Raw genomic sequence first — 20,117 nt, 5'->3', positions numbered from 1 at the left:
CGCGGATCCAATGGCTTGCGAAAGGCGAGGCGTACGATGAGCAAAGAAGTACTGCTGGTTGTTGAGTCGGTATCCAATGAAAAGGGCGTACCGGCAAACGTGATTTTTGAAGCGTTGGAGCTGGCCCTGGCTACTGCTACCAAAAAGCGTTTTGAAGATGAAGTTGATCTGCGTGTGGAAATCAACCGCCACACCGGTGCCTATGAGACTTTCCGTCGCTGGACGGTCGTCGAAGAAGCCGATCTTGATGATCCGGCGATTGAAACCTGGCCGAGCAAGGTTGCGCAAACGCACCCTGGCGCCAACGTCGGTGATGTCGTCGAAGAAAAGATCGAATCGATCGAGTTCGGCCGTATCGCTGCACAGACCGCCAAGCAGGTCATCGTGCAGAAGGTTCGCGAAGCCGAGCGTGCTCAAGTCGTTGACGCCTATCGCGAACGCCTGGGTGAAATCATCTCCGGTACCGTGAAAAAAGTGACCCGCGACAACGTGATCGTCGACCTGGGCAACAACGCCGAAGCGTTGCTGGCCCGTGAAGACATCATCTCTCGCGAAACCTTCCGTGTCGGCGTGCGCTTGCGTGCGCTGCTCAAGGAAATCCGCACCGAGAACCGCGGCCCTCAGTTGATCCTGTCGCGTACCGCGCCGGAAATGCTGATAGAGCTGTTCCGTATCGAAGTGCCGGAAATCGCCGAAGGCCTGATCGAAGTCATGGCTGCGTCCCGCGACCCGGGTTCGCGCGCCAAGATCGCGGTCCGTTCCAAGGACAAACGCATCGACCCGCAGGGCGCTTGCATTGGTATGCGCGGTTCGCGCGTCCAGGCAGTGTCGGGCGAATTGGGCGGTGAGCGTGTGGACATCGTCCTGTGGGACGATAACCCGGCGCAGTTCGTGATCAACGCCATGTCGCCGGCTGAAGTGGCGGCAATTATCGTTGACGAAGATGCCCATGCAATGGACATCGCCGTTGGCGCAGACAATCTGGCTCAGGCCATTGGTCGTGGTGGTCAGAACGTGCGTCTGGCCAGCCAACTGACCGGTTGGACCCTGAACGTGATGACCGAATCGGACATCCAGGCTAAGCAGCAAGCTGAAACCGGTGACATCCTGCGCAACTTTATCGAAGAGCTGGAAGTCGATGAAGATCTGGCGCAGGTGCTGGTAGATGAAGGCTTCACCAGCCTGGAAGAGATTGCCTACGTACCGTTGGAAGAAATGCTCAACATCGACGGCTTTGACGAAGACACCGTCAACGAGCTTCGCGCTCGGGCCAAGGATCGTTTGTTGACTAAAGCCATCGCTACTGAGGAAAAGCTGGCAGACGCCCATCCGGCCGAAGACCTGCTCTCGCTTGAGGGTATGGACAAGGATTTGGCGATGGAACTGGCGGTGCGCGGCGTAATTACCCGCGAAGACCTGGCCGAGCAGTCTATTGACGATCTGCTCGACATCGACGGCATTGACGAAGATCGTGCCGGCAAGTTGATCATGGCCGCCCGAGCCCATTGGTTCGAGTAATTAGGCGCGGCCTGAGGAGAGAAGTGCATGACGCAAGTCACGGTGAAACAACTGGCCGATGAGGTCAAAACACCGGTAGAGCGCCTGTTGCAGCAGATGCGTGAGGCAGGTCTGCCGCACACCGCCGCCGAGGAACATGTGAGCGACAGTGAGAAGCAGTCTTTGCTGACTCACTTGAAAAGCAGCCACAAGGCGAAAGTGGAAGAACCGCGCAAGATTACATTGCAGCGCAAAACTACCAGCACCCTGCGTGTTGCAGGTAGCAAGAGCATCAGCGTTGAAGTACGCAAGAAGAAAGTCTTCGTACAGCGCAGCCCGGAAGAAATCGAAGCCGAGCGCAAACGCGAGCTGGATGAACGTCGCGCAGTAGAAAATGCTGCTCGTCAGAAGGCTGAAGAAGAAGCCAAGCGTCGCGCCGAAGAAGAAGCGCGTCGCCAGCCTGCTGCTGCGCAACCTGCCAGCACTGAAGCGGTCGCCGCTCCTGTTGAAGCGGTGCGTGAGGCTGCCCCGGTGGCTGCCGCACCTGCTCCTGCAGCAGATCGCAAGCGCGACGAACCTCGTCGTCCGGACAAACCACGTGCCGACGATAACAATCGTCGCGGTGGTGGCGGTGATGGCGAGCGTAAAAACGCTCCGCATCGCGCCTCGGTCAAAGAGAAAGCGCCTGCGCCACGCGTTGCCCCACGTACCACCGACGAAGAAAGCGACAGCTTCCGTCGTGGTGGTCGCGGCAAGGCCAAGCTGAAAAAGCGCAACGCCCACGGTTTCCAGAGCCCAACCGGCCCTGTCGTGCGTGATGTGCAGATCGGCGAGACCATCACCGTTGGCGATCTTGCCAATCAGATGTCGGTCAAGGCGGCTGAAATCATCAAGTTCATGTTCAAACTGGGTACCCCAGCGACCATCAACCAGGTGCTTGATCAGGAAACTGCTCAACTGGTAGCCGAAGAACTGGGCCACAAAGTGACCCTGGTCAGCGACACCGCCCTGGAAGATTCCCTGGCCGAGTCCCTGAAGTTTGAAGGTGAGACGTTCTCCCGTGCGCCGGTCGTGACCGTAATGGGCCACGTTGACCATGGTAAGACGTCGCTGCTCGACTACATCCGTCGTGCCAAGGTAGCGGCTGGCGAAGCCGGTGGTATCACCCAGCACATCGGTGCGTACCACGTTGAAACCGAGCGCGGCATGGTCACCTTCCTCGACACCCCGGGTCACGCCGCGTTTACCGCAATGCGTGCCCGTGGTGCCAAGGCGACCGACATCGTGATCCTGGTGGTTGCAGCGGACGACGGCGTAATGCCGCAGACCATTGAAGCTGTCCAGCACGCCAAGGCCGCCGGTGTTCCACTGGTGGTTGCAGTGAACAAGATCGACAAGCCGGGCGCCGATCTCGATCGCATCCGTAGCGAACTGTCGGTTCACGGCGTGACGTCCGAAGAGTGGGGCGGTGATACGCCGTTCGTTTCGGTCTCGGCCAAAGTCGGTACCGGTGTGGACGAACTGCTCGAAGCGGTGCTGCTGCAAGCCGAAGTACTCGAACTGAAAGCAACCCCATCGGCCCCAGGCCGCGGTGTTGTGGTTGAATCGCGTCTCGACAAGGGTCGTGGCCCGGTTGCTACCGTACTGGTTCAAGACGGTACCCTGCGCCAGGGCGACATGGTGCTGGTCGGTTCGAACTATGGCCGCGTGCGTGCCATGCTCGACGAGAACGGCAAGCCAATCAAGGAAGCCGGTCCTTCCATCCCTGTCGAGATCCTCGGCCTGGACGGTACCCCGGACGCTGGCGACGAGATGAGTGTGGTTGCCGACGAGAAGAAAGCCCGTGAAGTGGCTCTGTTCCGTCAAGGCAAGTTCCGCGAAGTCAAACTGGCTCGTGCTCACGCCGGCAAGCTGGAAAACATCTTCGAGAACATGGGCCAGGCAGAGAAGAAGACGCTCAACATCGTCCTCAAATCTGACGTACGTGGTTCCCTCGAAGCGTTGAACGGCGCCTTGAACGGCCTGGGTAACGACGAAGTGCAAGTGCGCGTTGTCGGTGGCGGTGTCGGTGGTATCACCGAATCCGACGCCAACCTGGCACTGGCTTCCAACGCTGTACTGTTCGGCTTCAACGTGCGTGCCGATGCCGGCGCTCGCAAGATCGTCGAGCAGGAAGGCCTGGACATGCGTTACTACAACGTCATCTACGACATCATCGAAGACGTCAAGAAAGCCCTTACCGGCATGCTTGGCAGTGACGTCCGGGAGAACATCCTGGGTATCGCCGAGGTGCGTGACGTGTTCCGATCGCCGAAATTCGGCGCGATCGCCGGTTGCATGGTTATCGAAGGTACGGTTCACCGTAACCGTCCAATCCGTGTACTGCGTGAAGACATCGTTATCTTCGAAGGCGAGCTGGAATCCCTGCGCCGCTTCAAGGATGACGCTTCCGAAGTACGTGCCGGCATGGAATGCGGTATCGGCGTCAAGAGCTACAACGACGTCAAGCCTGGCGACAAGATCGAAGTCTACGAGAAGGTTCAGGTTGCTCGCAGCCTCTAACTCGCGCACTTCCGGAGCCACGCCGCGTGTGGGCATGCAGATGCCCCGCGTAGCGTACGGACTCTAAACGCAACGCCCGGTCTGGCTTTTGTCAGGCCGGGCGTTTGCCGCTTTCAGACCCCACGGGTTTCACCGTGTGGCAGTAACAGGTAACAAGACATGGCAAAAGAATACAGCCGTACCCAGCGTATCGGCGATCAGATGCAGCGCGAGCTGGCTCAACTGATCCGTCGCGAAGTCAAAGACCCGCGCGTTGGCCTGGTCACCATCACCGCCGTTGAAGTGAGCCGTGACGTGGGTCACGCCAAGATCTTCATCACCGTGATGGGCCAGGACAACAGCGAAGAAATCGCGCAAAGCATCAAGGTGCTCAACGCCGCCGCAGGTTTCCTGCGTATGCAGTTGGCCCGTGAAATGAAGTTGCGCAGCGTTCCCCAGTTGCACTTCCACTACGACGAAAGCGTCGTGCGTGGCGCGCACCTGTCGGCATTGATCGAGCGCGCCGTGGCTGAAGACAGCCAGCATCCGTCCACACCTGAAGACGCCAAGGAGTAAGCGGTGGCTCAGGTCAAACGTATCCGCCGTAATGTCAGTGGCATCATTCTGCTCGACAAACCCATTGGCTTTACTTCCAATGCCGCGTTGCAGAAGGTCCGCTGGCTGCTCAATGCCGAGAAGGCCGGGCACACCGGCAGCCTCGATCCCCTGGCGACCGGCGTACTGCCGTTGTGCTTTGGCGAGGCGACCAAGTTCTCGCAATACCTGCTCGATTCCGACAAGGGTTATGAAACCCTGATGCAACTGGGCAAGACCACCACCACGGCCGATGCTGAAGGTGATGTCCTGCAGGTTCGCGATGTGACCGTTGGTCGTGCCGATATTGAAGCCGCCTTACCCGCTTTCCGTGGGCAAATCAGCCAGATACCGCCGATGTACTCGGCGCTCAAGCGTGATGGCCAGCCTCTTTACAAGCTGGCGCGTGCCGGTGAAGTGGTGGAGCGCGAACCGCGTTCTGTTACTATTGCCCGGCTGGAATTGCTCGCCTGTGAAGGTGACACTGCCCGATTGGCGGTGGACTGCAGCAAAGGCACCTATATCCGTACCCTGGTGGAAGATATTGGTGAGCAACTGGGCTGTGGCGCATACGTTGCCGAACTGCGACGTACACAGGCCGGCCCTTTCACCCTGGCCCAGACGGTCACGCTGGAAGAGCTCGAAGCGGTACATGCCGAAGGCGGCAATGAGGCGGTTGATCGCTTCCTGATGCCATCGGACAGCGGTTTGCTGGATTGGCCATTGCTGCACTTTTCGGAGCACAGCGCGTTCTACTGGCTTAACGGCCAGCCGGTACGCGCCCCGGATGCCCCGAAATTCGGCATGGTGCGAGTACAGGATCATAACGGTCGCTTTATCGGTATCGGTGAAGTGAGCGAAGACGGGCGCATCGCGCCGCGTCGACTGATTCGGTCAGAATGACCGAACGAGTGTGGCTGTTAACAGGCATGGTCAACACTCATTTTTAGATACAGGGATTTGTCCCTGGCCTGTTGAAACCGCCCTTTGGGTGGTTTCCTGAAAAAAGGATTGCCTCATGGCTCTCGACGTTCAAGAAAAAGCACAAATCGTAGCTGACTATCAGCAAGCTGTTGGTGACACTGGTTCGCCAGAAGTGCAAGTTGCACTGCTGACCCACAACATCAACAAACTGCAAGGTCACTTCAAGGCCAACGGTAAAGATCACCACTCCCGTCGTGGTCTGATCCGCATGGTAAACCAGCGCCGTAAGCTGCTGGACTACCTGAAAGGCAAGGATCTGGGTCGTTATCAGGCTCTGATCGGTCGCCTGGGTCTGCGTCGCTAATCAGCGATTGCGCTAGAGGTTGGTTGTCTGCCGTGTGTCAGTGGGATTCCCGCTGGCCCATGGCAGGCTCCCAGCCTCAAGTTTTATCTGGATACACGTTTTACCCTGGACAAGGGTTGGGCCGATTCCCGACGTTGCCCAAGAATTTCGCAAGAAGACAAGTTCCCCAAGAGCCACAAAGAAGGTAGGACACCGTGAACCCGGTTATCAAAAAATTCCAGTTCGGTCAGTCGACCGTTACCCTCGAGACAGGCCGTATCGCCCGTCAAGCCTCCGGCGCAGTGCTGGTTACCGTTGACGACGACGTTACCGTACTGGTGACCGTGGTTGGCGCCAAGACCGCTGACCCGAGCAAAGGCTTTTTCCCTCTGTCCGTTCACTACCAGGAAAAAACTTACGCTGCCGGTAAGATCCCTGGCGGTTTCTTCAAGCGCGAAGGCCGTCCTTCCGAGAAAGAAACCCTGACTTCCCGACTGATCGACCGTCCGATCCGTCCGCTGTTCCCGGAAGGCTTCATGAACGAAGTGCAGGTTGTCTGCACCGTCGTTTCCACCAGCAAGAAAACCGATCCGGACATCGCTGCGATGATCGGTACTTCGGCTGCCCTGGCTATCTCGGGCATCCCGTTTGATGGACCGATCGGCGCCGCCCGTGTTGCGTTCCACGAAAGCACCGGCTACCTGCTGAACCCGACTTACGAGCAACAAAAAGCATCGAGCCTGGACATGGTCGTTGCTGGTACCTCGGAAGCCGTATTGATGGTTGAATCGGAAGCCAAAGAGCTGACCGAAGACCAGATGCTGGGCGCCGTACTGTTTGCCCACGACGAGTTCCAGGTGGTGATCAACGCCGTCAAGGAACTGGCTGCCGAAGCTGCCAAGCCAACCTGGACCTGGGCTCCACAACCAGAAGCCACTGCTCTGCTGGGCGCTATCCGTGCCGAATTCGGCGACGCGATCTCCCAGGCTTACGCCATCACTGTCAAGGCCGAACGTTACGCTCGCCTGGGCGAGCTGAAGGATCAGGTTGTCGCCAAGCTGTCCGGTGAAGAAGGCCAGCCTTCTTCCAGCGAAGTCAAAGCGGCTTTCGGTGAAATCGAATACCGCACCGTTCGCGAAAACATCGTTAACGGCAAGCCACGCATCGACGGTCGCGACACACGCACCGTGCGCCCGCTGAACATCGAAGTCGGTGTTCTGCCGAAGACTCACGGTTCGGCGCTGTTCACCCGTGGTGAAACCCAGGCCCTGGTAGTCGCGACCCTGGGCACCGCCCGTGACGCGCAACTGCTGGACACCCTGGAAGGCGAGAAAAAAGACCCGTTCATGCTGCACTACAACTTCCCTCCGTTCTCGGTGGGCGAGTGTGGTCGCATGGGCGGTGCTGGTCGTCGTGAAATCGGTCACGGCCGTCTGGCCCGTCGTTCGATCGCCGCGATGCTGCCGGCTGCCGACGTGTTCCCGTACACCATCCGTGTTGTGTCGGAAATCACCGAATCCAACGGTTCCAGCTCCATGGCTTCGGTTTGCGGCGCTTCCCTGGCACTGATGGACGCCGGTGTACCGATGAAGGCACCGGTTGCCGGTATCGCCATGGGCCTGGTTAAAGAGGGCGAGAAGTTCGCCATCCTGACCGACATCCTGGGTGACGAAGACCACCTGGGCGACATGGACTTCAAGGTAGCCGGTACCGCCAAAGGCGTAACCGCGCTGCAGATGGACATCAAGATCAAGGGCATCACCGAAGAGATCATGGAAATCGCCCTGGGCCAAGCCCTGGAAGCGCGCCTGAACATCCTCGGCCAGATGAATCAGATCATTGGTCAGTCGCGTACCGAGCTGTCGGAAAATGCTCCGACCATGATCGCGATGAAAATCGACACCGACAAAATCCGTGATGTCATCGGTAAAGGCGGCGCGACTATCCGTGCGATCTGTGAAGAAACCAAGGCTTCGATCGATATCGAAGACGACGGTTCGATCAAGATCTTCGGCGAAACCAAGGAAGCGGCTGAGGCAGCACGCCAGCGCGTCCTGGGTATCACCGCTGAAGCCGAGATCGGCAAGATCTACGTCGGTAAGGTTGAGCGCATCGTCGACTTCGGCGCATTCGTCAACATCCTGCCGGGCAAGGATGGTCTGGTTCACATCTCCATGCTGAGCGACGCTCGCGTTGAGAAAGTGACCGACATTCTGAAAGAAGGCCAGGAAGTGGAAGTGCTGGTACTGGACGTGGACAATCGCGGCCGTATCAAACTGTCCATCAAGGACGTAGCAGCAGCCAAGGCTTCGGGCGTTTAACTAGCCGCAAGCGTCACGCTGCAGAAAAGGACTCTTCGGAGTCCTTTTTTTATGAGCGTGGGAAAATGGAAGAGAATCAGCTGTTTAGCCCTGCGCAAAAGCCGCAACTTGCATGCAGGCACGATGGACTTCATGCAAGTTGCACGATTCCGAAAATTAACGTTTTTTATAACTGATTGTTTTATAAGAGTTTTTATATTTCCGGCGACTTGGCACACTGCCTGCAATATCCCTGTTAGCGCTTCAGTACCAAGATTTATGTACTGCAGTCTTTTAATAAAACAGGAGTTACTCGTATGAAGAAGTTCGCTCTCGCTACTGCTACCGCTCTGACTCTGGCCATGGGTGCTAACGTAGCCTTTGCTCAGACTTCCCAAGCCCCTATGACTCTGGCGGCCGGCGAAGCCACCCAGGCTAAGGAAAGCGTTTCGGATACTTGGATCACCACCAAAGTCAAAGCTGACCTGCTGACTGAAAAAGGCATTCCAGGTTCGGACATCATGGTTGAAACCAACAAAGGTGTGGTTTCCCTGTCCTCCAAAGTAGCCGTTTCGGACTCGCAGAAAGCGACTGCCGTAGCGATTACCAAGAAAATCAAAGGTGTAACCGCAGTTTCTGCTGACGGCCTGCTGGCTGGCGGCGCTACCAAGGCTGACGGCATCGACAAAACCAAAGGTGCTGCTCATGACGCTGGCGAAGCGACTAGCGATACCTGGATCACCACCAAAGTAAAAGCTGACCTGGTTACCGAGAAAGGTATCCCTGGCACCGACATCAAAGTTGAAACCAACAAAGGTGTTGTGTCCCTGTCGTCCACAGCGGCTGTGACTGCTGCGCAGAAAGAAACTGCTGTAGCGATCGCCAAGAAAATCAAAGGCGTCAAAGCTGTATCGGCTGATGGCCTGAAAGCCCAGTAACACTACCGATTGCGTCTGAACTGAATGGCGGCGGCTTAGGGTGAGTTAGATTTCCACCCAAGGCACCTCTGGAGTTCATGCGACCGACCACACGGATGTGGTCATTACAGGCCCCGGCACTTGTGTCGGGGCCTGTTTTATTGTGGGACGGGGCTTGCCCCCGATGGCGGTGTATCAGTCAACCCATCACTGACTGACCTACCGCAATCGGGGGCAAGCCCCCTCCCACATTGGGTTACTCGGCATCCAGATGCATTGGCGCCAGCGCCCGAGCATCTTTCTCCGCCTGCCCCTGCTGCACAACACGGACGAGGAGCAAAAAATGTGGGAGGGGGCTTGCCCCCGATGGCGATGTATCAGTCAACCTATCACTGACTGACCTACTGCCATCGGGAGCAAGCCCCCTCCCACATTGGGTTACTCGGCATCCAGATGCATCGGCGTCACCACCCGACCATCTTTTTCCGCCTGTCCCAGCTGCGCATCAATGAAGTACACGCGGTCGTCTTCCAGCTTAGCCTTGTCCACCAGGTAATCCTTGATGGTGCTGGCCCGGTCCTGGCCGAGCTGGCGCAGCAGCACGTCACTGCCACTCCAGAACTTGATCACGCCGTCCTTGAGCCTGGCCGCGCGCTCATCGTCGCCCAGGCCTTTCCATTCGGCCGGTGGTTGTTGTTTCAGGCGTGTGCGGTAAATGCCTTCCAGCAAAGGCGCCTTTTCCTTCTCGGGCACCACAAGCAACGATGCCTGGGCCGGGACTTTATCGCCGCGACGCTGCAGGATTTTGTAGTAGTTGTATTGGTACTCACGCTCCAGTCGTTGCGCGGCCAGGAACGGGCCGTCACTGCCGGCCGCTGCGGTGCCTTCGATTTCCAGGCGCAGGGCAGGGCGTTCCTTGAGTGCCTTGGCCAGCGTGTTAAGGGCTCCTTCGGCGTTTTTATCCAGTTCACTGGAGCCCGCCGCAAACGACACACTCCCCAGGTCTTGCGAACCGCCGCCGGTGACCAGCCCACCAATGAACTTGAAGGGCGCCGTCGCGGCACGCACCACGAGGTTGCGCAAGGTCTGCCACACAATCGGCATGACGCTGAATTGCGGGTTGTTCAGGTCACCGCTTACCGGCAGCTCGATGGAAATCTTGCCGTCGCTGTCCTTGAGCAAGGCCACCGCCAGGCGAATCGGCAAGTCCACCGCATCGGCGCTGTCGACTTTCTCGCCCAGTTGCAGTTGCTCGACCACCACCTTGTTTTCAGCTTTCAACTGGCCTTTGGTGATCATGTAATGCAGGTCCAGGTTCAAACGACCTTTGCGGATTCGGAAACCTGCGAATTTGCCCGAGTACGGCGTCAGGGTGGTCAGCTCGACCCGTTTGAAGCTGGTCGCGATGTCCAGCGCCGCCATAGGGTCAAACGGGTTCACGCTGCCCTTGATGGTCACTGGCGCGTAGCGGTCCACCTTGCCCTTGATGTCGACGCTGGCCGGTTTGGCCTGGCGACTGTCGATGGTGCCGATCTGGCCGTTAAGTTGTTGAATCGCGGTAGCGAAGTTGGGCGTAAGGCTGAAGTCGGCGAAATTGGCCGAGCCGTCGTTGATCGCGACCTGTCCGACGTGGATACCCAACGGCTTGTCTTTGCTCGCAGCCGGTTTGGCTGCCGATTTGTTCCCGCTGTCGGCAGGCTGCGGGATCAGCAGGTCGTCGATATTGGTGGTGCGGTCCTCGTTGATCATGAAGCGCGCATAGGGTTGCAGCAGGTTGACCTTGTCGATCGACAGGCTGTCGCCATGCTGGTAATTGACGCCTTCCAGCACCAGACGCTGCCATTTGAGAAAGTCACGGGACTTGAGGGTGTCGAGCGTGTGCAGCTGATCCACTTGCGCGCGGCCGGTGACTTGCAGGGTCAGCGGCTCGGTACTCTTGAGGTTGACATCCAGGTTGCTGCCCAGCATGCCGCTGCGCAGTTCCAGCCGGATGAACGGGCTGATATAGGATTGAGCGACGCGCAGGTCGATGTCCTGGGTATTCACTTTCAGCCTGGCGCTGACCGGATTGAGGTTGACCTCGCCGGTTGCCTGGATCTTGCCTTGCTTGCCCAGGCCGCTGTCGACCTTCAAGGAAAAAGGGCGTTGGTTGAGGCTGTCGAAGTTCTGCACATCGACGTTCAACGGGCCCAGATCCAGGGCTACCGCAGGCTTGGCCTGGCGGTCAGCCAGGTGCACCTGGTAGTTGCGCAGTTGCACATCCTTGAGCAGCACTTGCCAGGGTTTGCTAGGCGCTGCCGGTGGCGCTTCAGGTGAGTCGGCAGTCGCGGGCGCGGAGGCCGGTTCCGGCGTCTTGGCCGGTTTGCCGGGTTGGCTGGCGAACAGCTTCTGCCAGTCCAGTTGCCCATCAGCCTCGCGGGCGGCCCAGGTTTCGAGTTTGTTGCTGCGGATCTTGCCGATCACTACCTGTTGCTTGGCCAGGTCCACCGTGGTCTCGCTGACGTCCAGGCGCTCCAGGCGGGCCAATGGCCGGCCATCCGGCGCCTTGATCGCAAAGGGCGCAATGCTGGCGGTGGTGTTGGTCAGGTTCAGTTCGGTCTCTTTGGCCAGGCTAAACTTATAGTGGGTGCTGAAATTGAGCACACCGTCCTCAAGCACCAGCGGCACGGCATCGCGCACATACGGCCACCAGGCTTTCATTTTGCCGTCGGTGACTTTCAGCGAGCCTTCGGAGGTGATCGGCACCAGGCTGAAGTTGCCCTTCCAATCGATTTGCCCACCCTGGGGGCCGGCGGCCACCAAGGTCATGTCGGCGTTATCTTCCGGCAAGGTGCTGAGGTTTTTCAGCTCGAAGTCGAGTTTGTCGTAGAGAAATTCGATGGGTTCGCTGGGTCGCAGGTCCCGAAAGTGCACATAGCCGCCCGCCAGCCTGATGCTGTCGATACGCAGCGGGAAAGGCTTGGCGTCGGGATCGGCAGGGGTTGGCTCGCTTGGGGGCAATTTGAACAATTGCGCCAGGTTCAACTGGCCGGACTTGTCGAAGAGCAATTCGGTCCTGGGCTGCTCGAGTTGAACATCGGCCAGGTGCAGGGCGCGGGTCCAGAGGCTGTCGATCTGCAGGTTGGCATAGAGGCGCTCGAAACCCACCTGTTCCTTGCCCGGCTCACCGATCTTCAGGCCCCATAGCGTCAGCTCCAGGCTGAACGGGTTGAGTTCGATACGCTCGATACGCGCCGGCACCGTTGCGTAATGGGCCAACTGCTGGTTGGCAATACGAAGGGCGATGCCGGGCAGAATCAGAAAGCCCAGCACGCTATACACAGCAAGGGCGGTCAACAAGGCGCCTATGGCGCGGAACAATCCTTTGGGCATGGGTGACAGCCATCTATGTCGAACGAGAGTGCCTTGGAGTATGGCACGTGATTTCGGTTCCGAAGAACCGCCAGGCCTGGGAAACTTCCTACAATTGCAGGATCAGGGTCTTCAGCGGAGGTTGCTGGTCTTTCGACGGAAAGTCCGCGCCTGGCGCCATGATCTGCCAGTCGCGTACGGGGCGACCGGCTTTTTCCGCGCAACGCAGCACCTGTTCGCGCCAGTCGTCCATGCTCACTTTCGCCAGGTTGTTGCAGCAAATGAGCACACCATTATCGGCGGTTGCCAACAGTGCGGGCTTGAGCAGGCTTTGGTAGTCGCGCAACAGGTCGACGGTACCGAAGGCGCTTTTGGCCCAGGCGGGGGGATCGAGCAGGACCAGGTCATACTGGCGCTGTTCCAGGCGCGGATAGCTCGGCAGTTTCTGGCCACGACGCTGAGTGACAGGGAGGCCGGCCAATTGGCGAATCGCCGGGAAGTAATCGGACTGTACGAAGGCCATGGTCGGCAACTGCGGGTTAAGCAGACCGTTCTCGCGCCCCACGGCGAGGTTGCCCTCGGCAAAGTCCAGGTTGCAGACTTCGCGTGCGCCACAGGCTGCCGCGCTCAAGCCTACGCCACAGGTGTAGGCGAACAGGTTGAGCACGCTTTTACCGGCGCTGTGGTCCTTGACCCAGCCACGGGTGTTGCGCAGGTCAAGGAACAGCAGCGGGTCCTGCCCGGCATGCCGCCCGCGCACTCGGTAGTTGAGGCCCCATTCGTGACCGACCAGATCCTCCAGCGCGGCAGGTTCGGCGCGATACACGCTGTCTTCACGGTCGATCCGTGAGTTGCCACGGGAGCGGTCGTTGTACACCAGCAGCAGTTCCAGGCCCATGTATTGGCTGATCAGTTGGTGCAGGTCCAGCAGATCGGCGTTTTGCAGGGATTGGTGGAAGCTTTGCACCAGCAATTGCGGGCCGTAGCGATCGATCGTCAGGCCACCGGCGCCTTCCTGGCTGCCGTGGAACAGCCGGTAGCAATCGGTGCCTTGGGCATGCAGTTCACTGATCAGGTCTTGGCGATGGTCGAGGGCGGCGCGCAGCGCCTGGTTCAAGGAAGTCATGGAGCGCGCCTTGCTTGCGGGGGAATGAAGACAATGGGGGCGCGCAGTTTAACAGCCCCGGCCTGAACAGGCCGGGGGTTATTTCGAGGCTAGCGGTTCAGGCGTTGATCAGCCGCGGTGACGACCGCGGAAGTAGTTGATCAGGCCCTGGGTCGAAGCATCTTCGGCCGAAGTTTCTTCGGCGCCGGTCAAGCGGTTGTAGACGCCTTTGCCCAGTTCCTTGCCCAGCTCGACACCCCATTGGTCGAAGGCGTTGATGCCCCAGATGACGCTCTGGACGAATACCTTGTGTTCGTACATGGCGACCAGCGCGCCCAAGCGGCGCGGGCTGATGCGTTCGACCACGATCGTGTTGCTCGGACGGTTGCCCGGGATCACCTTGTGAGGCGCCAGTTTCTGCACGTCGGCCTCAGGGATGCCCTTATCGCGCAGCTCCGCTTCGGCTTCGGCGCGTGTCTTGCCGAGCATCAGCGCCTGGCTCTGGGACAGGCAGTTGGCATACAGCCACTGGTGGTGGTCGGAGACCGGGTTGAAACTGACGATCGGCACGATGAAGTCGGCCGGGATCAGTTGGGTGCCCTGGTGCAGCAACTGGTGATAAGCATGCTGGCCGTTGCAACCCACGCCACCCCAGATGACTGGGCCGGTATCGGTGGCGACCGGCGTGCCGTCCTGGCGCACGCTCTTGCCGTTGGACTCCATGTCCAGCTGCTGCAAATGCTTGGTGATGTTACGCAGGTAATGGTCGTACGGCAGGATCGCATGGCTCTGCGAACCCCAGAAATTGCCGTACCACACGCCCAGCAGGCCCAGCAGCACCGGCATGTTGTCTTCGAATGGCGCGTTCTGGAAATGCTGGTCCATGGTGTAGGCACCGGACAGCAGCTCCTTGAAGTTGGACATGCCGATCGCCAGGGCGATCGGCAAGCCGATTGCGGACCACAGCGAGTAACGACCACCGACCCAGTCCCACATCGGGAAGATGTTTTCTTCGCGAATGCCGAACGCGACGGCCGCTGCGTTGTTGCTCGACACCGCGATAAAGTGGCGGTACAGCTCGGCTTCCGAGCCACCCTGGGCCAGGTACCAGGCGCGGGCGGCCTGGGCGTTTTTCAGGGTTTCGAGGGTGTTGAAGGATTTCGACGAGACGATAAACAGCGTGGTCTCGGCGCGCAGCTTCATGGTCAGTTCGTGGAACTCGCTGCCGTCGATGTTCGCCAGGTAATGGCAGCGTACGCCCTTATGGGCGTAGGACAGCAGCGCTTCGGAGACCAGCTCCGGGCCGAGGAACGAACCACCGATGCCGATGTTCACCACGTCGGTGATCGGCTTCTCGGTGTAGCCACGCCACAGGCCGTCGTGGATACGGCCGACCAGGTCAGTGATCTGGTTCAGCACCTTGTGCACGTCGGGCATGATGTTCACGCCGTTGACCGACAACTTGTCGCCCACCGGGCGGCGCAGGGCGGTGTGCAGCGCCGGACGGCCTTCGGAGGAGTTGACCGGCTCGCCGGCATACAGCGCGTTGATCGCGTCTTTAAGGCCGACTTCGTTGGCCAGGCCCACCAGCAGGTCGCGGGTTTCGCGGGTGATCAGGTTTTTCGAGTAATCGAGGAAAAGCCCGCAGCTGCTCAGGGTGAATTCGGAGAAACGCTGGGGGTCGGCATTAAAGGCCTCGCGCATGCTGAAATCCTGCATGGCTTGGCGATGTTGATCGAGCGCGTGCCAGGCGGGCAGCGCGGTAACGTCATGAGGGGTGCGGTAGTACGCCATCGCTGCGGGTTTCCTTTTATTACGGGGACTGCCTTTAGGACACTTCAAAGCCCGAAACCTCCAGTCTTTTAAAACGCGAGGGGTTTCGGACAGCGCTAACCAGGAGCGCAGGGCGATTACATTAAACCTAGCGTGTCGATATGTCTTGGCTTTGTCTGCGCTGATGCCGGTACTTTTTTATACCGGCATAGCGATGAAGGCAATCGGCGGGGTGTCGAGCAGGGTCAGTTGAGGTTCAGGTGCAGGTTGTCGATCAGGCGTGTCGTGCCCAGATAGGCCGCTACCAGGATCACGATGTCCCGGTCTTCGGGCGTGGCCGGACGCAAGTGCACGCCTTGACGCACTTCCAGGTAGTCCATGCGCAAGCCGGCGGCTTCGATCTGCCGGATGTGCTCGGCGCGCAGTGTGGCGAAATCCCGCTCACCGCTCTTGATGGCGTTGGCCATCTGGCTGAGGCTGCGGTACAGCACGGGGGCAATTGCGCGTTGCTCCTGGGTGAGATAACCGTTGCGCGATGACAGCGCCAGGCCATCGGCGGCACGTACGGTCGGCTCGCCGATGATCTGGATCGGCATGTTCAGGTCATGCACCATGGCGCGGATCACCGCCAGTTGCTGGTAGTCCTTCTGGCCAAATACGGCCATATCCGGCTGGACCATGTTGAACAGCTTGCTGACCACCGTGGCGACGCCTTCGAAATGCCCTGGGCGGCTGGCCCCGCACAGGCCTTCGGACAACTGGGGGACGCTGACGCGGGTCTGGCCGGCCATGCCGTCGGGGTAAATCTCCTCGACCGTGGGCGCGAAGAGCAGGTTGCAGCCGGCTTGCAGCAGCATTTCCTGGTCGGCGGCCAGGGTGCGCGGGTATTTGTCCAGGTCTTCGCCGGCGCCGAATTGCAACGGGTTGACGAAAATGCTCGCCACGACGAAGTCCGATTGCTGCGCGGCCTTGCTCACCAGGGTGGCGTGGCCACTGTGCAGGTTGCCCATGGTCGGCACGAAGCCGATGCGCTTGCCGGCACTGCGCGCGTGGGTCACGGCGGCGCGCAGTTCACGTAGGGTTTTAACGGTGTTCATGCAGAAAATCCGTGTTCGGTGCCGGGAAAGGTCACGGCTTTGACTTCGCTGACGTAAGCGCTCAGTGCGGCGTGAATGCTGGGCTGGCCGGCCATGAAGTTCTTCACGAACTTGGGCACGTGGCCGCTGATCGACAAGCCGAGCATATCGTGCAGCACCAGCACCTGGCCGTCGGTGGCGGCGCCGGCACCGATGCCGATCACCGGTACCTTGACGGCCTGGGTGATTTCGGCGGCCAGTTCACTGGGCACGCACTCCAGCAGAATCATCGCGGCGCCGGCTTGTTCCAGGGCGATGGCATCGGCACGCATCTGGCGTGCCTGGGCTTCATTGCGGCCCTGTACCTTGTAGCCGCCGAGCAGGTTGACCGACTGCGGCGTCAGGCCCATGTGCGCGCATACCGGGACGCCGCGCTCAGCCAGCAGTCGGATCGACTCGGCGAGCCATACGGCGCCTTCGACCTTGATCATGTGCGCACCCGCCTGCATCAGTTTGCCGGCGTTCTGGAAGGTCTGTTCGAGGGTGGCATACCCCATGAACGGCAGGTCGGCGATGATAAACGCACCGTCATTGCCACGCTTGACGCTGGCGGTGTGGTACGCGAGTTCGTCGGTGGTGACGGGGAGTGTGCTGTCATTCCCTTGAAGTACCATGCCCAGGGAGTCGCCTACCAGCAACACCTCGACCCCGGCCTGACAGCTGGCGTGGGCGAAGGTAGCGTCGTAGCAGGTCAGCATGGTGATTTTTTCACCTTTGAGCTTGAGGCTCTGCAAGGTGGTCAGGGTAATGTCTGGCATGAAAAGGGTCCTCGTTCAGGCGCTTGGAAACAGCGAGTAACGCGCGTGAGTCTTCGTTTATACAGGCGCACTGTCTTGAGAGCAGTGCTTATAAGGCCTGGATTGCGCCCTTCAGCGCCGGGCTGGCGGCAGCGGGACGCCTATAGTCGTGAGGAGGACACGGGAAGTCAATTGGATGTGTTACCGCATTGTTACGATGACGGTGTTACCGCTGTTACTGACGCGATTGTAGGAGCGAGCTTGCTCGCGAAGAACGCTTAGGCACCGCGTTTAATCAGGCTGTGCGCGTTATCGTTGACGATTTTCGCGAGCAAGCTCGCTCCTACAGAGGTAAGCGTTCCAGGCCGACAAACGGGCAGTCCGCCAGTAAGTCGCGCAGGGTTGGGCCATCAGGTAATGACAGGTTCGCAGGTGCCAGTTCGACCAGCGGATAAAGCACAAACGCCCGCAGGTGCATCTGGTAATGCGGCACCTTGAGGCGCGGCTCGTCGATCAGGCGGTCACCGAACAGCAGGATATCCAGGTCCAGCGTGCGTGGGCCCCAACGCTCAAGGCGTTCGCGACCCTGGTCGTTTTCGATGCTTTGCAGCGCGTCGAGCAGGTCGAGTGGCGCAAGGTCGCTGTCCAGGGCTGCCACCGCATTGGTATAGCGCGGTTGGCCCGGGAGCAGGGAGTCACTTTGATAGAAGGCGGATACACCGGCGAGGGTGGTGCCGGGCAATTGCGCCAAGGCGTCGATCGCGCTGCGCAATTGCTGTTGCGGGGCAGCCAGGTTGCTGCCCATGCCAATGTAGATACGTTCCACGTTTATTCGCCTGTTGCGCCTGAGGCATCGGCGGCGCTGCGTTTGCGCTTGCTGGAGCTGCGGCGGCGCTTTTTCGGCCCTTCGCCGGTGCTGTCGCCTTTGCTGCCGAGTTCACGAATCATCTCGCGGCGCTGGCTGTCATTGGCGTCCTGGTAGTCGGTCCACCATTCACCCAGGCCGTCGGTCTGCTCGCCGGCGCTTTCGCGCAGCAACAGGAAGTCGTAGCCGGCGCGAAAGCGTGGGTTGTCCAGCAACAGGTCGGCGCGTTTGCCGCTGCGGCGCGGCAGGCGCTCCTGCATGTCCCAGATCTCGCGGATCGGCAGGGTGAAGCGCTTCGGAATGGCGATGCGCTGGCACTGTTCGCTGATCAACTCGTGGGCGGCTTCCTGCATGGCAGGGATCGGCGGCATGCCGCGGTCCTGCAAGCGCAGTACACGCTTGGGCAGGGCCGGCCACAACAGCGCGGCAAACAGGAAGGCCGGAGTGACCGGCTTGTTCTGTTTGATGCGCAAATCGGTGCTGATCAAGGCTTCGCTGATCAGGGTGTGGGTGTACGTCGGGTTGTGCTCCAGGGCCTCGGCGCTGGCCGGGAACAGTGGATCGAACAACTGCAAGTCGACGAGCATCTCGAAGGTGTCGGCCGCATAGCCCGAGAGGAACAGCTTGAGCACTTCTTCGAACAGGCGTGCCGACGGAATCTCCCGCAGCATCGGTGCCAGTTCGCGAATCGGTGCGGCCGTGTGTTTCTCGATGCCGAAGTTCAGCTTGGCGGCGAACCGCACCGCACGCAGCATGCGCACCGGGTCTTCCTGGTAGCGCTGCGTCGGCTCGCCGATCAGGCGGATCAGGTTGTTGCGGATGTCGTGTACGCCGTTGGCGTAATCGAGGATGCGCTCGCTGACCGGATCGTAATACAGGGCATTGATGGTGAAGTCGCGGCGTTGCGCGTCTTCTTCCAGGGTGCCGTAGACATTGTCACGCAGGATGCGTCCGCTCTCGTTGCGGGAAGACTGATTGGTGTCTTCCTCTTCATCGTTTTGCGGATGGCCGGCGCGGAACGTCGCGACTTCGATGATTTCGCGACCGAAGTGGATATGCACCAGCTTGAAGCGGCGCCCGATGATCCGCGCATTGCGAAACTCGGCACGTACCTGTTCAGGCGTGGCGCTGGTGGCGACGTCGAAATCCTTCGGCGTGATATTGAGCAGCATGTCGCGTACGCAACCGCCCACCAGGTAGGCCTGGTAGCCGGCGTTCTGCAAACGTTCGACGATGTTCACTGCGTAACGGCTGAATTGAGCGCGCTGCAATGAATGCTGATTGCTGTTAAGCACTTCAGGCGTGCTGCGAATGTGTTGCGTACGACGCAAGGGGGAACGGAATGACTGGAACAACTTCTTCAGCATGGGATGCACTGTTTGAAGGAATGTTCGGCCATAACGAAGAATGACCGCATGATGGGCCGGGATTCTAGCATTTAGTCAGGGGATGGTGTAGGAACAAGCTGCGGGCGTTGCGCCAAAAGCGTTTGAGGGGCAATCCAGGGGCAATCTGTCGGAAACTACAAGGGGAGCCGAAGCTCCCCCAGAAGTAGTTGCGTGCTCTATTTTTATTATTGGTTTCGGGCTTCTTGTTTTTGTTGATCGCCCTCGTCATGAAGCTTCACCTTCATGACACTCCCAATCGGGAGCAAGAGCAAACGGATTGCTTTGGTCGCTGTGTTGCTGATCTACGATCCAACCAGTTCAGGCTCTGCCTTAGGGCAGTTTTTGTTGTTCTCGGCCTGGTTGCGGGGCAAGCCCCAAATGCAACGCCTCTCCAAAAGAATCAGTTAGCTGCGCCTCCGCCGTGTTGTTTTTGTTATGCGTGAGTCGATTCGTCTTATTTTTATTGTCTTGTACAAAGCTTTTTATTGTTTTTGTACTAAGCATATAGCAGGGTGCGTGCCAACTTTAGCGTTGCCCAGCAAAACCGGGGGTTTGAGGCTGATTCGGGTTTTTGAGGGAGCAAAAAAAGCCGGGGCTTCGTTACCGTAAGCCCCGGCTTTTGTTACGCGAAATATCCGCGGTAACA

14 protein-coding genes are annotated in these 20,117 nt (G+C 59.3%); 7 read left to right on the top strand and 7 right to left on the bottom strand.

The features are described from left to right. Window positions 1-36: 36 nt before the first annotated feature. The 7 genes from nusA to BFP90_RS17645 all read left to right on the top strand — a co-directional run bounded on the left by nusA (window position 37) and on the right by BFP90_RS17645 (window position 9,137). Window positions 37-1,518: a transcription termination factor NusA gene (gene nusA / locus BFP90_RS17675; RefSeq protein ID WP_057725019.1), complete on the top strand. Its 1,482-nt coding sequence runs from the start codon at window positions 37-39 to the stop codon at window positions 1,516-1,518. 27 nt (window positions 1,519-1,545) lie between these two features. Continuing rightward, a complete protein-coding gene (gene infB, locus BFP90_RS17670) occupies window positions 1,546-4,059 on the top strand; it encodes a translation initiation factor IF-2 (protein ID WP_065883943.1) in 2,514 nt (837 codons plus the stop codon). 159 nt (window positions 4,060-4,218) lie between these two features. Further along, window positions 4,219-4,614 (top strand): 30S ribosome-binding factor RbfA, encoded by a 396-nt coding sequence (rbfA, locus tag BFP90_RS17665; protein WP_065883945.1) that lies wholly within the window; start codon window positions 4,219-4,221, stop codon window positions 4,612-4,614. Window positions 4,615-4,617: 3 nt separating this feature from the next. After that, window positions 4,618-5,535, top strand: coding sequence for a tRNA pseudouridine(55) synthase TruB (gene truB, locus BFP90_RS17660; RefSeq protein WP_003176136.1), 918 nt, complete (start codon window positions 4,618-4,620; stop codon window positions 5,533-5,535). Between the two features lie 115 nt (window positions 5,536-5,650). After that, window positions 5,651-5,920, top strand: coding sequence for a 30S ribosomal protein S15 (rpsO, locus tag BFP90_RS17655; RefSeq protein ID WP_003176135.1), 270 nt, complete (start codon window positions 5,651-5,653; stop codon window positions 5,918-5,920). Window positions 5,921-6,114: 194 nt separating this feature from the next. Beyond that, the gene (pnp, locus tag BFP90_RS17650; RefSeq protein ID WP_065897591.1) at window positions 6,115-8,220 is read left to right on the top strand and encodes a polyribonucleotide nucleotidyltransferase; all 2,106 of its coding nucleotides are present in this window, start codon (window positions 6,115-6,117) and stop codon (window positions 8,218-8,220) included. 296 nt (window positions 8,221-8,516) lie between these two features. Then, a complete protein-coding gene (locus BFP90_RS17645) occupies window positions 8,517-9,137 on the top strand; it encodes a BON domain-containing protein (protein ID WP_065883947.1) in 621 nt (206 codons plus the stop codon). 417 nt (window positions 9,138-9,554) lie between these two features. Here BFP90_RS17645 and BFP90_RS17640 read toward each other — a convergent pair whose 3' ends face one another. From BFP90_RS17640 to BFP90_RS17610, 7 genes are all read right to left on the bottom strand, one after another. Further along, window positions 9,555-12,488 carry a DUF748 domain-containing protein gene (locus tag BFP90_RS17640; RefSeq protein WP_065897590.1) on the bottom strand — a complete coding sequence of 978 codons (2,934 nt, stop codon included), beginning with the start codon at window positions 12,486-12,488 and terminating at the stop codon, window positions 9,555-9,557. An 88-nt stretch (window positions 12,489-12,576) separates the two neighbouring features. After that, window positions 12,577-13,593 carry a class I SAM-dependent rRNA methyltransferase gene (locus BFP90_RS17635; protein ID WP_065897589.1) on the bottom strand — a complete coding sequence of 339 codons (1,017 nt, stop codon included), beginning with the start codon at window positions 13,591-13,593 and terminating at the stop codon, window positions 12,577-12,579. A gap of 108 nt (window positions 13,594-13,701) precedes the next feature. Beyond that, the gene (gene pgi / locus BFP90_RS17630; RefSeq protein ID WP_065883953.1) at window positions 13,702-15,366 is read right to left on the bottom strand and encodes a glucose-6-phosphate isomerase; all 1,665 of its coding nucleotides are present in this window, start codon (window positions 15,364-15,366) and stop codon (window positions 13,702-13,704) included. A 224-nt stretch (window positions 15,367-15,590) separates the two neighbouring features. After that, the gene (gene panC / locus BFP90_RS17625) at window positions 15,591-16,442 is read right to left on the bottom strand and encodes a pantoate--beta-alanine ligase (RefSeq protein ID WP_065897588.1); all 852 of its coding nucleotides are present in this window, start codon (window positions 16,440-16,442) and stop codon (window positions 15,591-15,593) included. After that, the gene (gene panB / locus BFP90_RS17620) at window positions 16,439-17,239 is read right to left on the bottom strand and encodes a 3-methyl-2-oxobutanoate hydroxymethyltransferase (RefSeq protein WP_065883957.1); all 801 of its coding nucleotides are present in this window, start codon (window positions 17,237-17,239) and stop codon (window positions 16,439-16,441) included. Before panB ends, panC begins: the two co-directional genes overlap by 4 nt. Before the next feature lie 322 nt (window positions 17,240-17,561). Next, entirely contained in the window at window positions 17,562-18,044 is a 483-nt protein-coding gene (folK, locus tag BFP90_RS17615) for a 2-amino-4-hydroxy-6-hydroxymethyldihydropteridine diphosphokinase (RefSeq protein ID WP_065892272.1), read from the bottom strand. Window positions 18,045-18,046: 2 nt separating this feature from the next. Beyond that, complete coding sequence (locus BFP90_RS17610) at window positions 18,047-19,450, bottom strand: polynucleotide adenylyltransferase PcnB (RefSeq protein ID WP_065897587.1); 1,404 nt, start codon at window positions 19,448-19,450, stop codon at window positions 18,047-18,049. Window positions 19,451-20,117 lie beyond the last annotated feature (667 nt).

Source organism: Pseudomonas sp. 24 E 13 (genome assembly GCF_900004715.1).
GTDB classification, from domain to species: Bacteria; Pseudomonadota; Gammaproteobacteria; order Pseudomonadales; family Pseudomonadaceae; genus Aquipseudomonas; species Aquipseudomonas orientalis_A.
Note: the sequence above shows the minus strand (reverse complement) of the source record. Positions and strands in the feature narration are given on the sequence as shown.

What these genes read in the sequence shown, in the direction of transcription:
- nusA (WP_057725019.1), top strand. Translation starts at nt 37, where the DNA reads ATGAGCAAAGAAGTACTGCTGGTTGTTGAGTCGGTATCCAATGAAAAG.
- infB (WP_065883943.1), top strand. Translation starts at nt 1,546, where the DNA reads ATGACGCAAGTCACGGTGAAACAACTGGCCGATGAGGTCAAAACACCG.
- rbfA (WP_065883945.1), top strand. Translation starts at nt 4,219, where the DNA reads ATGGCAAAAGAATACAGCCGTACCCAGCGTATCGGCGATCAGATGCAG.
- rpsO (WP_003176135.1), top strand. Translation starts at nt 5,651, where the DNA reads ATGGCTCTCGACGTTCAAGAAAAAGCACAAATCGTAGCTGACTATCAG.
- BFP90_RS17645 (WP_065883947.1), top strand. Translation starts at nt 8,517, where the DNA reads ATGAAGAAGTTCGCTCTCGCTACTGCTACCGCTCTGACTCTGGCCATG.
- BFP90_RS17640 (WP_065897590.1), bottom strand. Translation starts at nt 12,488, where the DNA reads ATGCCCAAAGGATTGTTCCGCGCCATAGGCGCCTTGTTGACCGCCCTT.
- BFP90_RS17635 (WP_065897589.1), bottom strand. Translation starts at nt 13,593, where the DNA reads ATGACTTCCTTGAACCAGGCGCTGCGCGCCGCCCTCGACCATCGCCAA.
- pgi (WP_065883953.1), bottom strand. Translation starts at nt 15,366, where the DNA reads ATGGCGTACTACCGCACCCCTCATGACGTTACCGCGCTGCCCGCCTGG.
- panC (WP_065897588.1), bottom strand. Translation starts at nt 16,442, where the DNA reads ATGAACACCGTTAAAACCCTACGTGAACTGCGCGCCGCCGTGACCCAC.
- panB (WP_065883957.1), bottom strand. Translation starts at nt 17,239, where the DNA reads ATGCCAGACATTACCCTGACCACCTTGCAGAGCCTCAAGCTCAAAGGT.
- BFP90_RS17610 (WP_065897587.1), bottom strand. Translation starts at nt 19,450, where the DNA reads ATGCTGAAGAAGTTGTTCCAGTCATTCCGTTCCCCCTTGCGTCGTACG.